The following is a 14358-nucleotide window of genomic DNA, read 5'->3' as shown; positions in this document are numbered from 1 at the left end:
GATAGACTTATAAAATAGCGATACTTGTCGAAAGAGGCGGTAAAATGGCAATTAAATTAAATGAGCCTGGACGCGGAAAATTTAAGCCGGCTCCTAAATTGGATAAAAATGAAATAAAAGAATTATTAATGGAAAAAATAAACGAAGAAAAAGATTTGCTTCTTGATGATAAGAGCGATTTTAAAGAAGAGGATATTCATTTTAAACGAGATAAGATCAATGTCTTATCCCTTTTTTGTGGAGCAGGCGGGCTTGATTTAGGGTTTGAGCTTGCAGGTCTTGAAGCAATGATTGGAAGCGAGAAAGCGCTAGAAGCTTTTAAAGAAAAAGACATTTTTAATGCGGTTCGACATGAGAGCATTTTCAATACGGTGTTTGCCAATGATATCTTCACAGAAGCGTTAGAATCTTACAAAGAAAATATGCCAAAACATGTTTTTACTCTTAAAAAAGATATCCGAAGAATTAAGGAGTTTCCGCATGCGAACATTGTCCTCGGCGGCTTCCCATGTCCCGGATTTTCGGAAGCAGGTCCAAGGCTGATTGACGATGAACGGAACTTTTTATACATCCACTTTATTCGCTGCCTACTCCAGGTTCAGCCGGAGATATTTGTCGCTGAGAATGTTAAAGGCATGATGACGCTTGGTGGCGGGGAAGTATTCCAGCAAATCGTCGAAGATTTCGCATCAGCAGGATATCGCGTTCAGGCAAGGCTGTTAAATTCACGCGACTACGGTGTCCCGCAAATTCGCGAACGTGTGATACTGGTAGGTGTCCGGAATGACCTTGAGTATGATTATTCTTATCCTGAAATTACACACGGCGAAGGAGAAGGGATGAAACCATTCGTCACATTAAAAGAGGCTATTGGAGATTTGGAAGCAGATCCAGGTCCGTATTTCACAGGAAGCTATTCGACCATTTTTATGAGCCGTAACCGCAAAAAAAGATGGGACGAGCAGTCTTTTACCATTCAGGCAAGCGGTCGACAGGCTCCGATTCACCCAGCCGGTGAACCAATGAAAAAAATCCATGCAAATTTGTGGATTTTCCCGGATGGGGAAGAGAATAACCGTAGATTGTCAGTAAAAGAAATTCAACGCATTCAGACTTTCCCTAACTGGTATGCCTTCAACCAAGGAAATAGTAGAGGAGAGTTAAATAGGCTCGATAAACAATATAAGCAAATTGGAAATGCTGTCCCTGTCTTTTTAGCCCGCGCTGTTGCGAAGTCGATCGCCCAATGGGCAGTTGAATATGTAAAAGAAAAAGATGATAATGAAGTTCAGATGAAACTCTTTATGTAAGGTAAGACAATGAAGTGTGAATACTGGGTTATTCTGAATGTGATTCGTATAGAAGAAAATCCAAAGGAAAAAAAGATATAATCGGCTACCAGGGATCTGTGATGTCCCATGTTTTTCATGTGTCAATATACTATTTACAGTCTTTATGATTTAGGACAAAGAATAAACAGAGTCCGAAACCTAAAAAAGGAGATCGAAATTTGATCTCCTTTTTTCTTTTAGTCGTAAATTTTAATATAATGTCCTTCTTCTGTCCATTTTTCGGTATATGCCACTTTAAAATCCTTTAATGCTTTCACTACATATTCGCCTACTTCTTCTGCACCAGAACCCGTCACGACCACTTCCATATGCTGATATAATTCCTGAATCACGTTTGCCAGGTCCTGAACCGTTCCGATGGTTTCGACTGTTTTCATAGGAAACCTCACTTTTTCTGATTTTCTCCTGTTATTTTAACATCAAATAGATAAGCGGAAAATATTTTTTGCTCAGCAACGAAGGAATTAATATCATTGATTGGTCAAAATCTTCCTTCAACTGATGCTCCCAAAGTCTTTTTAAATTCGACCCTTTTGGGCATAAAAAGAGTTTACTTCTTTATCTATATTCTTGTTTCTTTCCAGCTTCCCAACCAAGTACTCTATATTGCTTTTAACTATGCAAGTGTACAGAATAATTATGAAAAAAGTAAGAATCAATAAAAATAACGATTTTATATTTTTTTTATTGCAATATCTGGTTTGCTATTCAAACCTTTTACGTTTCTTCTAAACCTAATGCCCTTTCTCCAAAATTCCTTTGCAATTTTATCTTCCAATTTTGAAATAGACTTTATTGCCTTCATAGTTTTGGTTAGATATTCTTTGGAGATACGATCTGCCATTTAGATACACCAATGTATAATAATTTAAATATCCTTGTAATATGGTGAATCAAGTAAAACTACTGATTAAGGAATAATTTTTTTCTTGCCTAGTCCTATATTTTAAACAAAAATAATGAATTTAAAACAACAACTTACTGAAAAGTAAAGAATTGCCGTAAAACTATTTGTTATATAAAATAAATATGCTAAATGATTATTTTGATATTTAAATATATTTTTTTACGGGAGAAGGAAATTATTATGGTGAAATACCGGGCATACTTTGATATTCCAAATGATTTTAGACATCACTGCAAAGGAAGTTCACCTCAATTAACTGATATTTTAATTAAGGAAATTAAGGGAGCGAAAAAAGTTTTCATATCTTTTTTTCTATTCAATAACCCTGCAATCATAAATGAGTTGGAAAAAATAGTTAATAATGGAGGTACCGTAAAAATATATTCATTGCCTTTAAATGGGTACGATCAAAAAGCAAAAAAAATATATAATGATAATTACTCAGAGTCATTTTATTTCTCAAAACTCGATTATGCTCAAAAATATATCTATCCAAGAATAGAAAGTAACCCTAAAGATATTGAAATGAAAATTTTCCCACATACTTATGTTTGGTTCAAGCAAAAGTTCTCAAGAGGAAATGAATCTTACAGTCTTCATAATAAGTCCGTTCTTGCAGAGTTTGATGATTGTAATTATAAATGTATATCTTCCTCCTCTAATTTTGCGTTGGGAGACCCCCGTCATAGTGAAAATATGATGGTCGTTGAGGAATGCAAAAATACAACTGAAATGTTTAAAATGTATTTTGAACTTTTAGATAAAAATTCAGTAAATACAAGTAATTATTTTGATTGGTCAAAAAAGTATTATGATTTTCAGTATGTTGTAAAACCAATTGATATTAAGATAAATAATTTAAATTGTTATTTCACTGCACCATTTATAAAATATAACGGAGTTGGTAGCAACCATTTTGTTCAGTCAAAAATCATTGAATTTATTTTAAAAGCGAGGAGCAAAATATTTATTTGCGCTCAGCATTTTAGTGATGTAAATCCTTTCGATAAAAATGCCCGAAGTATCGTACGTTCTTTGGAGAAAGTAATAATTGATAACCCTGATATTGAAGTGAAGATACTAAAACAAACTAGACCAGAAAATCAAGCACAAGGAGCTCGGACACGAATAACTGAGGCTTTTTTTAATGATTTTCCAAACGTTGAGCAAAAATTTTGGTCCCCAGTGATACACGATAAATTTATTGTTGTTGATAATGAAGTATTAGTAACCACTGCGAATTTTACACCAACACAATATGCATGGTCAGTAGAACATCCAATGAAATATGAAATATATACACAGAATGGAAAAGAAACTAAAGTAGTCTACAATACTTTTTCTGAAATAAACAGCTTTCACATTATTGACGATTCAAATATTGCTGTATCTTATGAGGATCATTTTAAAATGCTTTGGGAGAAAGCGACATTAATTAAAAACTAAATTATTTATAACTAAAAAATGTAAGGTGATGTAGTATGAAAGAAATGCAGAGATTTGCGAAAGTGTATCAACAGCAAATGAATTGGGAAATAAATGAGGAAAACTATGAAAAAAGCAGAGCTTCATTATTAAATAATTACATGCTTCTAACAACAGAAGTGGCTGAAGTAGCCGAAGAACTTCGTAAAGGTTTTAACATTACAAATAAAAACATACAAAATGGAATGAATGATGAAGAAGCATTTAGAATTGCTAAAGAAGTTATTAAGCAAGATTTAGGAAAAGAATTTGCGGATTGCTTGGCATACATATGCAAAATTGCAAATTTCTTCGAAGTTGATTTGGAAGAAAGTTTTTATTCCAAGATGGAAGAGGTTAAAAACAGGGAAAATAAAGATATCCGGCTTCAAAAGCGCTAATAAGTACGATTCAAGGCTCAGCTGCAACTATAACTGTCTGTATATACATACGGCTTAAAACATTTACTATCTTTCTTTAATATTTCATCGCAAATAAAGTATTTTCCATTAATGAAATACCGTCGGAATGATGAATATGTTGAAAAAATTTTTTGAATTCGGCATAAAGTTCACATATTATGGCAATGCTATTAATAACACCTTTCGCTTCCTTTTTATCACTTTCCTTTTTCTTTTTGCATTCTGCCTTTCGGCAGGCTACATATCCGTTAAGGATATGATAAATAGGAGGTAAAATCAATGAACGTTTATCAAGAAGATTTTCGAAGAATGTTAAACCTTTTAGAGCAAGCAGTTAAAGGTGAGATCGAATGCCTAAAAGGAAAATCCGGACCTTATAATAAAGGTCTGATGCGCGGTTATAAAGACGTTCTCGAAATGATTCATTTTACAAGAAAGAAAGCCAGCTAAGTCTTGGCTTTCTTTTTATCTTTCACCAAAATTACCTCAACAAAGAACGTTTGTTCGTGTATAATAATACCGAGGTGATTGCTATGGCGATACGTGACCGTGGTAAAATGAAATGGGTTGCGGCTTATATCCAACCCGAACAAGCAAAAATGCATCGGGATTTTTGGCATGATACTGAGCGGATAAAGAAGCCTATCATTGATGAACATGAGATTGAGGAGTTTGACTTGCGCATATCTTACTCGATGGAATACGGTCACAGGGTTAAGGCTACGATATGGGATGACGGATTTACTTACGACATTAGTGGACGAATTCATTATGTGGATCCTATTACGCATGTGCTACGCATTGAAGTAAAGCCTGGAAAGTTTGAATGCGTGGAATTCTCTAGTGTGGTCGGAATTAAGGTAATTAATTAGCCTGACATTATGCATAGCGTAAGCTTTACAGATAACTGCAATAATGAGGAAGAAACATAAGTTGCATTTTAAGTTAATACAAAACCATACAATTACATGTATTACATCCAGGATACAAGTTTGAGACACTAACTTGCCCTTTGGTACAAAGGAACGTCAATCATAAAGACGTTCCTTTTCTAATTTCATTAGTTATTTAATATACAAGTTTAGATGCCAACCTGATTATCAATTTGATTATTTCTTGGAAAAAATATCTTAAAATAGGACCCGTGTATTGTAATAACTGGAAGTTTTTTATGTTTTAGAGATCCTAAAAAGCATCTTATATGACAAATATTAATTAAATATTTAAATAAAGCATTTCAAGCCTGTATTTGTTAAACTCCATCAATATTTCCCTAATGGCGATTTTCACACATTTCGGGAGTTTCTTGTCATTGATAATTCTCGATTTAAAACTATCCGCTCCAAATATCCATGATTGGGATGGAATATCATAAATATCTAATGTAATACTAACGGACTTATTAGCATCTTCTTTTGCGCGAATTTTATATTTGAGTGTTCTTCCTTCCACGGTTTTTTCAACAATCTTCTCTGTCATTAAATTTTGCTCCGTCTATAAAGCTACTGATAATTAGCTTTGTTATTCATGTCAATATTTCCAAATCCTATTATTAAAGGAAAAAATAATGATGGATTTCTCCATGCTACATGTAGAGCCAGAGGTTTTGTTTCGCTTTTTACGCTATGCTTCTTTTTTATACTTTGTTATTAAAAACTCAACAAATTCCCGGATAGCGTTTACCGGGTTATTTTTGTTTGAATTTTGGTTAGATTTTTCAAGTACCCCAATGTTCATCAAAATATCACGATATTTGTTCATAGAGATATATAAAGAATTTAATTGTTCCAAATCCATATGGTCTAAATCACTTTTAATTGACTGAATCATATTCTCCTTTTCAATAACCTCATCCATTTCGAATAAATATCTTAACCGGTCTTTCTTTTCTAAAATTCCAAACCGAATGAGAACTTCCTCTGGATTTTCAATATCAAGAATATCCATTATTTTTCTCCCTACAGACACACTGGGTTGCTTTATATGCCCGACTTCAAGTTGTGCAATATAACTAGGGCTCATTTCAATTTTTTCAGCCAATTTACGCCCTGATAAGTTTTTTTCTTTTCTTTTTTGCTTCAACCAGCCACCGAAAAATTCCATTTAAAATCACTCCTTGACTCCAATATAGCAAATTTATTATCGGCTGTCATCGAAATAAATATACAAATCATATTTACAAATCAAAAATCAATTTATATAATTAGCTCATGATTCGATAATCAATATACACAAATCACAAATCGATTTAACAAAACTTTTTATGAGGTGGTAATAAATGAAATAGAACCATACAGCAGTTTGCTTAGTGTAAATAACATAACTAACAAAGAATCATTAGAAATTCAACGATTGTTTGTGAAGAAAAGGTCCAAACGGGAGGATTAGTTTATACGTATTGATATGAAGACTGTTCTTCAGGTCTAGGCATTTTTGAGCAAGAAGTAATGAAATCTTAGTTGCCGATGCAAAAATGGCAGTCTTAAAACCGTCATTTTTGCATCCATATCACGATCATCACATGACAAAGTTGATGTTCTTAAATTTTAAGGACTCATTGTTGATAATGGGTATTTAATTGCAATAGAAGAAGATTATGATTCTAGCCTGGATAAGGATGATATGAAATTTCTTTTGTATTCAATAATTAAAAAGAATGAGCAATTGCATTCAAGTAAAATCAAACCTTGATAATTTGCGAGTATTTTTCACGAAATATTAGGGATTCTTGATTTCACTAAACAACAAATCAATATATACATAACGAAATCATATAAAATTTGTTTATTTCGAAAAAACACATCTGGACAATCAGAAAGGGAATAGAAATAGGCTAGGGGGGATTGGGATGAAAAACAAAAAAATAGAATCAACCGAAGAAAAAGCAACCCAATCAATCGGAGAATTGGAACTTGGGGAGAGAATATATACGGTTTATGATTCAGATGAAAAAATCATTTTTAAAGACACATCTACAAAAGGAGTAAAAGTGGATTTTTCCTTTAGTAAAGATAAACAAAAGAATAAATTGGCGCGAGATGGATGGAAGCAGTTTTGGTCTGAAGTATATAAATAGATACCTCATTTTTTAGTGCATTTTGTGTTATAATTGGCGCAATTGATACAGGAGAAAAAAGGATGAGTGAGAATGAAGAAAAAGCGTGTATGGAATTTATACCGTGTGTCCTCAAAAAAGCAGGTCAGCACAGAGGATGACATACCAATGCAAAGAAACGCATGTTTAGAATTTATTCAGTCAAATCCTGACTGGGAATTAACAAATGAATTATATGAAAAAGGGCTTTCAGGTTGGAAATTGTCAGCAGATGATCGTGATGAGTTAGTGAAAATTCGAGAGGCAGCAGAAAATAAGCAATTTGATGTTTTGCTTGTTTTTATGTTTGATCGCTTGGGTCGACGAGAACAGGAAACTCCTTTCGTCGTTCAGTTTCTTGTTGAAAAGGGGATTGAAGTTTGGAGCGCAAAAGAAGGACAAGCTAGGATTGAGGACCATGCGGATATTCTGATTAATTTTATTAGGTTTTGGCAGGCATCCGGTGAGAGCAAGAAGATCTCCATCCGTTCGAGGGAAGCAAAGGAACAGCGCGCAAACAAAGGTGACTATCAAGGCGGACCTTCACCGTTTGGTTATAAATGTGTGGATACAGAAAAACCGCATTGGAAAGTAAAAGGGAAATTTATTAAAATAGAAGTTCCCGATGAGAATGAATCAGAAATTGTAAAACTGATTTTTGATTTATATGTGAACCGTCATTATGGGTACCGGAAAATTTGCGATTATTTGAATGAAAATGGGTTCAGAGGCAGAGATGGAAATTTGATTGGAATTAGCTCGATCCAGCGCTATTTATCCAATCCAGTATATATCGGAAGAAGAAAATACAAATCTTACCGAGGAAATGATGGAGATACAATGCCTTACAAAGAATCACTACGCATTATTCCGGATGAAATGTTTGAAAAAGCACAGGAAATTAAGGCAAAGAGAAGGGATGCCTTACACGACCAGGACAAGACAGGCATTCCACTTTCAGGAAAGCTGATGTTTTCAGGACTTGCTTTTTGTGAATGCTGTGGGAGTAGACTTTCAGCCAATTACATATACCGTGATTATAAAAAAACAAATGGTGATGTAGCCAGACGTGCCATTTATCGGTATCGTTGCCCTGTCAACAAAGGTGCGTTCGATCATGAGCAGAATATATGGGGTTCGGTAAAATACGATAAGATTATTATTTCTCATATTAAAGTAATCATGAGGAATATGGATATTTCCGTTTTTATCGAACGGTCCATTGATGGAAAAAAGAAGCATGTTAAAACGAAAGAAATAGCACTCAATAATCTTCAAAAAGAAGCAGATAAATATCTAAAGCAGCTTTCTAAGTTGAATGAAGAAATCGCCAAATCACTCCTTGGTGATAGCCAGTTTACACCTGACCAATTGTCAGCTGCAATCAGTTCAATAAATGAAAAAATAAATACAATAAATGAATCCATTGACAAGTTAGAAAAAGAATTGGAAAGCGAAAAAGAGAATTATACAGAAGTGCGGAATATGGCAGAGGAATTAAAAAATTGGGAAAAGAAATTTGACGGAGCGGATAATGATTTAAAAAAAGTCATGCTTTCGCGAGTTATTCATAAAGTGTATTTTGGGAAAGATAGAGTAAATGTGGAATTTAATGATTACATTGAAGATGTGTTAAAATTGATAAATGATGAACGGGAGAAGCTTTGATTTTTCAAGCTTCTTTTCTTTATCTTGTAGTGCATATTGTAGCCTGATGCGAAGGCGTTTGCAATATTGGCAAAATCAATATTCTGAATAAGCTTCAAATCCTTGTGAGGATCGATCCCATGCTTTTTCAGCACATATTCTCCGACCATTTGCGGCATGCCGCCTTTACGCTGGCCTAGGAAGGTTGTGCCCTTTAATTGATCCCATGTGAAGTTATTGATTTTTTTCCTGGAAACGAGGAATGTTCCGTCCGTTTGAGTCAATTGCGCAAAATTGATTGCGGGGTCATTTGATCCCTGTGCATATACGTAAATAGATGTCTCAGAACCGACAAGTGCGACATCGGCGGCTCCTGAGATAAGTGCCGTCATGGTTTTATCTCCGCCAGGCACAGTTGTCAATGTAATGTTCAAGCCCTCATCTTTAAAAAATCCTTTGGATATGGCAATATATTCAGGAGCGTAAAAAAGTGACCGGGTCACTTCGGCAATCCGTACTTTTTCCAGTTTCTTTGGTGGCGGTGCTGTTGTTTTTGAACTATTATTACATGCTGCAAGAGAAAACATCAGTATAGTGACGAGAAGAACGGAGAAACTGAATTTTAACCATTTTTTCATGATAAAACCCCCTTATTTGAAAAGTTCTGGGCTGTTTGCCTAGAATATCGTATGAATCTGAAGTAAATGTGTGAAAGCCCAGTTCTAAAATTTTAGTAAAAGGATCGAACTAGATGATGGAATATAATGGTGAAATTGTGGAAATCCAACGTTTTCCTTCGCCCAATCCAAATGTGGAATTGAAAATTATTACGTACCTTTCTGGAGGGCTTAGGGTAAAGGGGATGTTGGCCGAACCAAAATTTACTAAGGTGTGCGACGGATTTCTTTATTTACGCGGCGGAATAAAAAACGTCGGGAAAGTCAGACCGGCAAGAATTGCCCAATTTGCCCAAGAAGGATTTATTGTGTTTGCTCCGTTTTATCGCGGAAATCAGGGCGGGGAAGGGAATGAAGACTTTGCGGGCGATGATAGAATGGATGCGTTCTCGGCCTTTTTATTATTAAAATCGCTCCCCGATGTGGAAAAAGTCCATGTTATGGGCTTTTCGAGAGGAGGCGTGATGGCTTTGCTGACGGGAATTCAATTTCCAGAAGCAGCATCGGTTGTCACTTGGGGCGGAGTATCAGATATGTCGTTGACGTATATGGAACGTAAAGATTTACGGAGAATGATGAAGCGGGTTATTGGTGGTACTCCAGGAAAATTTCCAGAGCGGTATCAATTTCGAACCCCGTTATATGAATTGGACACGCTTGAAGCTTCTGTATTGATTATCCATGGGGTGAAGGACCATAATGTTTCTATCGAGCATGCATACCGGCTTGAAAGAAGACTGAAAGCCTTGGACAAACAGGTGGAAAGCTGGTATTTTGAGGAATTCACTCACTATTTTCCTCCTGTTGTAAACCGAAAAGTTGTGTCAGATTTAACGAAGTGGATGAAAAATCATCATCAAAAATGATAAAATAAAGTTATTAAGAGTAGAGGAGCGGATTTGAATGGGAATGCCCCTTGAATTAAATACACTAATTGTCACAAAGGGAAGAGAATTGAGGGTGGAGGAAAATTTGTTTGTTTTGGAAAAGGAAGGATACAGACTCTATCCAATTGATATTCCAGTTGAAGTGAAAAAAACGTTAGATAGTGATACGAACGGTACAGCGGTGATAAAAAAAGTAGAGTGGCAAAATTCACTCACCACCATTACGTATCAATTAATATCGTTAAATTCTACAAACTAAGCAGGTTAAATGATCCCTGCTTTTTCTTTTTTGCTTTTTAACAATAAAATTTGGAGTAATATGACAAACAACAACAAAGCTAGTCCCTTATAACAGGAACTAGCTTTTGGTTTTTAAGCGACTGGACCGCCTTTTAAAATGATATCTTCGGAAATGTTTGTAAACTTTTTGAAGTTTTCACGGAATTTAGCCGCTAATTCTTTTGCTTTATTTTCATATGCTATTTGGTCTGCCCATGTTTTATTAGGCTGAAGTACTTCATCAGGCACACCGGCAATATGAAGCGGGATATTTAAGCCGAAAATTTCGTCTTTTACTGTTTCAACGTTGTTCAGTTCGCCTTCAAGAGCAGATTGAACCATGGCTCTCGTGTAGGCTAGCTTCATTCGGCTGCCTACGCCGTATTCTCCGCCAGTCCAGCCTGTGTTTACAAGAAAAACATTCACATTGTGCTCTAATATTTTTTCCCCTAGCATTTCAGCATAACGAGTTGCTGGAAGGGGTAAGAACGGTGCTCCAAAGCATGTGGAGAATGTAGCCTCAGGCGAAGTAACGCCACGTTCTGTCCCTGCAAGCTTGGATGTGTAACCGCTTAGGAAATGATACATCGCCTGCTCTTTGGTTAATTTTGCGATTGGAGGCAGTACCCCAAAGGCATCAGCAGTCAAGAACACAATCGTATGCGGATGTCCGGCAACGCTTGGCAGTACGATATTTTCAATTGCATCGATCGGATATGCAGCTCTGGTGTTTTCTGTGAGCGATCCGTCGTCGTAATCTGCAACACGTGTTTCAGGATTAATGATGACATTTTCCAAAACCGTTCCGAAACGGATGGCATCATAGATTTGTGGTTCTTTTTCACGGGATAGGTTGATACATTTCGCATAGCAGCCGCCCTCAATATTAAACACTCCGTTTGATGACCATCCATGCTCATCATCACCAATTAGTTTACGATTTGGATCAGCTGATAATGTCGTTTTTCCTGTTCCTGATAAACCAAAGAATAAGGCAACATCACCTTCATTTCCTACATTGGCTGAACAGTGCATGGAGAAAATTTGGTTTTCAGGCAGTAAATAATTCATCACGGAGAAAATGGATTTTTTCATTTCACCAGCATATTCGGTACCGCCAATTAAGACGATTTTACGCTCAAATGATATGATAATAAAAGTTTCAGAATTAGTACCATCAACTGCGGGATTCGCTTTAAAATGCGGCGCACTGATGACTGTGAATTCTGACTCATGATTTACTAACTCTTCTTCAGTCGAACGTATGAAAAGCTGATGGACAAATAAATTATGCCAGGCTAATTCATTTATGACTTGAATGGATAATCTTGATTTTTTGTCAGCACCTGCAAATCCTTTAAAAACAAAGAGTTCATCTTTTTGTCTTAAATAATCGACCACTTTATGATAAAGATTGGTGAATTTCTCTTCAGAAATCTGTTGATTTGAAGTCCATGCAATTTTGTCTTTTGTTGATTCCTCAACAACGATATATTTATCTTTAGGAGAACGACCTGTATATTTTCCTGTTTCCGCACGCACAGCGCCTGTAGATGTTAACGTTCCTTCGTTACGCATTAAAATCTTTTCAACTAACTGGGGAACGGATAATTGTACTTGAAGATTATTTCCTTTTAGTAATTGTTTTACATCAGTTGGAATGTGAACAGAATTCATTTTCCTGAAACCATCCTTTTCAATTTATTTAACGTTGAAATTAGTATAACACATTAAAATAAATAGTCTATACTAATAAATGAAATTATCATTTTTTTTCATGCTTTATTGGTTATTAGGAAAAAAGTAATGGATTAATTCAGATAAAGATGATAACACCTCTAAATTTCATAAAAAAATTGATTGACATTGTTTATCATAGTACGTTATGATTTTACCTTGAACGGATACTCTCTTATCCCGAGCTGGTGGAGGGACAGGCCCAATGAAACCCAGCAACCTGCCTACGAATACATGATCCTGTTATATTTACAGAATCCTTTCGTGCAAAGGTGCTAAACCTGATGCAAGGCTTGACCTTGAACGATAAGAGTGAAAGGCGCGGAAACAGTATGCTTTCAACCTTTCCTCATAATGGAAAGGTTTTTTGTTTTTTGTGCAAAATCATTTTGAATTTTTAATGGGGATTATTGTTTCTCATCAATAAATTGTCCATTTTTACTTCATACTACTAAGGGAATGAGTTCCGTTTCAACCCGAGGTTAAACGGCAAGGTCCATCAAAAACCAAATCAAATAACCTCACTTATTTCATTAATATAGGAGGAATTCAGATTGTCAACAAAACGTCGTTTGTTCACTTCTGAATCAGTAACTGAAGGTCATCCGGATAAAATCTGTGACCAAATTTCTGATTCCATTTTAGATGCTATTTTAGAAAAAGATCCTAATGCCCGTGTTGCTGCTGAAACTTCAGTTACAACAGGGTTAGTCCTCGTAGCAGGTGAAATTACCACTTCTACATATGTAGATATTCCAAAAATTGTCCGTGAAACAATTAAAGGGATTGGTTACAATCGTGCAAAATACGGATTTGACTCTGAAACTTGTGCTGTTTTAACATCTATTGACGAACAATCTCCTGACATTGCTATGGGTGTCAACCAAGCTCTTGAAGCCCGTGAAGGTCAAATGTCTGACGAAGAGATTGAAGCAATTGGAGCGGGGGACCAAGGATTAATGTTTGGTTTCGCATGTAATGAAACGAAAGAGTTAATGCCTCTTCCGATTTCACTTGCCCATAAGCTATCCCGTCGTTTAACTGAAGTGCGAAAAGAAGAAATTCTTCCTTACTTGCGTCCAGATGGAAAAACTCAGGTAACTGTTGAGTACGATGAGAATGACAAACCTGTACGCATTGATACAATTGTTATTTCTACTCAGCACCATCCGGAAATTACACTGGAGCAAATTCAACGCAATGTTAAGGAATATGTAATCAATCCAGTTGTTCCAAAAGAACTAATCGATGAAAATACAAAATATTTCATTAACCCGACTGGCCGTTTCGTTATTGGCGGACCACAAGGAGATGCTGGCTTAACAGGCCGTAAAATTATTGTTGACACTTATGGTGGTTATGCACGCCATGGCGGCGGTGCCTTCTCTGGTAAGGATCCGACGAAAGTTGACCGCTCTGCAGCTTATGCAGCTCGCTACGTGGCAAAGAATATAGTTGCAGCCGGCCTTGCTGAGAAATGTGAAGTTCAGCTTGCATATGCAATTGGTGTTGCAAGACCAGTTTCCATTTCTGTCGATACTTTCGGTACTGGAAGAGTAAGCGAAGATTTATTAGTTGAGTTAGTAGAGAAAAACTTCGACCTTCGCCCTGCAGGAATTATTAAAATGTTGGATTTAAGACGTCCAATCTACAAACAAACAGCTGCCTATGGTCATTTTGGCCGTGTAGATGTGGATCTTCCTTGGGAACGCACAGATAAAGCTGAAACTCTAAAAGAACAAGCAAATATTTAATAAAGGGTATGTTAAAGAACGTTGTTAATTATTCACACGGGGATTCGAGTGAAAATTTACAGCCTAATTAACAGAGACTTCATAAAAAGTGGGAGTTACATATCATTGTAACTCCCATTTTTGTCTTTTCGTCTATTT

15 protein-coding genes, 1 pseudogene and 1 riboswitch are annotated in these 14358 nt (G+C 35.9%); of the genes and pseudogenes, 10 read left to right on the top strand and 6 right to left on the bottom strand.

What is annotated here, in order from left to right:
* Window positions 1-44: 44 nt before the first annotated feature.
* A complete protein-coding gene (locus tag HPT25_RS01625) occupies window positions 45-1310 on the top strand; it encodes a DNA cytosine methyltransferase (protein ID WP_173059064.1) in 1266 nt (421 codons plus the stop codon).
* A gap of 218 nt (window positions 1311-1528) precedes the next feature.
* Here the strand turns inward: HPT25_RS01625 and HPT25_RS01620 are convergent, their stop codons facing one another.
* The gene (locus HPT25_RS01620; RefSeq protein WP_173059061.1) at window positions 1529-1729 is read right to left on the bottom strand and encodes a hypothetical protein; all 201 of its coding nucleotides are present in this window, start codon (window positions 1727-1729) and stop codon (window positions 1529-1531) included.
* A 296-nt stretch (window positions 1730-2025) separates the two neighbouring features.
* Entirely contained in the window at window positions 2026-2196 is a 171-nt protein-coding gene (locus HPT25_RS28560) for a PDDEXK family nuclease (RefSeq protein ID WP_246277116.1), read from the bottom strand.
* Between the two features lie 243 nt (window positions 2197-2439).
* Here HPT25_RS28560 and HPT25_RS01610 point away from each other — a divergent pair, with 243 nt between their 5' ends.
* The 4 genes from HPT25_RS01610 (at window position 2440) to HPT25_RS01595 (ending at window position 5017) form a co-directional block, all read left to right on the top strand.
* Window positions 2440-3705, top strand: a complete 1266-nt coding sequence (locus tag HPT25_RS01610) for a phospholipase D-like domain-containing protein (RefSeq protein ID WP_173059058.1) — start codon at window positions 2440-2442, stop codon at window positions 3703-3705.
* Window positions 3706-3740: 35 nt separating this feature from the next.
* Window positions 3741-4124, top strand: coding sequence for a MazG nucleotide pyrophosphohydrolase domain-containing protein (locus HPT25_RS01605; RefSeq protein ID WP_173059055.1), 384 nt, complete (start codon window positions 3741-3743; stop codon window positions 4122-4124).
* A 300-nt stretch (window positions 4125-4424) separates the two neighbouring features.
* Window positions 4425-4595 carry a hypothetical protein gene (locus HPT25_RS01600; RefSeq protein ID WP_173059051.1) on the top strand — a complete coding sequence of 57 codons (171 nt, stop codon included), beginning with the start codon at window positions 4425-4427 and terminating at the stop codon, window positions 4593-4595.
* Window positions 4596-4678: 83 nt separating this feature from the next.
* A complete protein-coding gene (locus HPT25_RS01595) occupies window positions 4679-5017 on the top strand; it encodes a YolD-like family protein (RefSeq protein ID WP_173059048.1) in 339 nt (112 codons plus the stop codon).
* A gap of 343 nt (window positions 5018-5360) precedes the next feature.
* On the opposite strand, the gene HPT25_RS01590 is transcribed toward HPT25_RS01595, so the two are convergent.
* Entirely contained in the window at window positions 5361-5624 is a 264-nt protein-coding gene (locus tag HPT25_RS01590) for a hypothetical protein (RefSeq protein WP_173059045.1), read from the bottom strand.
* A gap of 144 nt (window positions 5625-5768) precedes the next feature.
* Window positions 5769-6248, bottom strand: coding sequence for a helix-turn-helix domain-containing protein (locus HPT25_RS01585; RefSeq protein WP_173059042.1), 480 nt, complete (start codon window positions 6246-6248; stop codon window positions 5769-5771).
* A gap of 745 nt (window positions 6249-6993) precedes the next feature.
* Here HPT25_RS01585 and HPT25_RS01580 point away from each other — a divergent pair.
* Both HPT25_RS01580 and HPT25_RS01575 read left to right on the top strand, forming a co-directional pair.
* The gene (locus HPT25_RS01580; protein ID WP_173059039.1) at window positions 6994-7221 is read left to right on the top strand and encodes a hypothetical protein; all 228 of its coding nucleotides are present in this window, start codon (window positions 6994-6996) and stop codon (window positions 7219-7221) included.
* 72 nt (window positions 7222-7293) lie between these two features.
* Window positions 7294-8907: a recombinase family protein gene (locus tag HPT25_RS01575; RefSeq protein WP_217269597.1), complete on the top strand. Its 1614-nt coding sequence runs from the start codon at window positions 7294-7296 to the stop codon at window positions 8905-8907.
* Between the two features lie 41 nt (window positions 8908-8948).
* On the opposite strand, the pseudogene HPT25_RS01570 reads toward HPT25_RS01575, so the two are convergent.
* Window positions 8949-9524, bottom strand: a pseudogene (locus HPT25_RS01570) (ABC transporter substrate-binding protein); the annotation flags it as partial.
* Window positions 9525-9640: 116 nt separating this feature from the next.
* Here HPT25_RS01570 and HPT25_RS01565 point away from each other — a divergent pair.
* Entirely contained in the window at window positions 9641-10429 is a 789-nt protein-coding gene (locus tag HPT25_RS01565; protein ID WP_376767967.1) for an alpha/beta hydrolase family protein, read from the top strand.
* 37 nt (window positions 10430-10466) lie between these two features.
* A complete protein-coding gene (locus HPT25_RS01560) occupies window positions 10467-10709 on the top strand; it encodes a DUF2584 domain-containing protein (protein ID WP_173059031.1) in 243 nt (80 codons plus the stop codon).
* Between the two features lie 113 nt (window positions 10710-10822).
* Here the strand turns inward: HPT25_RS01560 and pckA are convergent, their stop codons facing one another.
* Window positions 10823-12406 (bottom strand): phosphoenolpyruvate carboxykinase (ATP), encoded by a 1584-nt coding sequence (gene pckA, locus HPT25_RS01555; protein ID WP_173059028.1) that lies wholly within the window; start codon window positions 12404-12406, stop codon window positions 10823-10825.
* Between the two features lie 232 nt (window positions 12407-12638).
* Window positions 12639-12779, top strand: a riboswitch (SAM riboswitch).
* Window positions 12780-13020: 241 nt separating this feature from the next.
* On the opposite strand from pckA, the gene metK reads away from it, so the two are divergent.
* Window positions 13021-14220, top strand: a complete 1200-nt coding sequence (gene metK, locus HPT25_RS01550; RefSeq protein ID WP_173059025.1) for a methionine adenosyltransferase — start codon at window positions 13021-13023, stop codon at window positions 14218-14220.
* The last annotated feature ends 138 nt before the right edge of the window (window positions 14221-14358 follow it).

Origin of the sequence: Neobacillus endophyticus, from assembly GCF_013248975.1 — a bacterium.
GTDB lineage: Bacteria > Bacillota > Bacilli > Bacillales > Cytobacillaceae > Neobacillus > Neobacillus endophyticus.
Note: the sequence above shows the minus strand (reverse complement) of the source record. Positions and strands in the feature narration are given on the sequence as shown.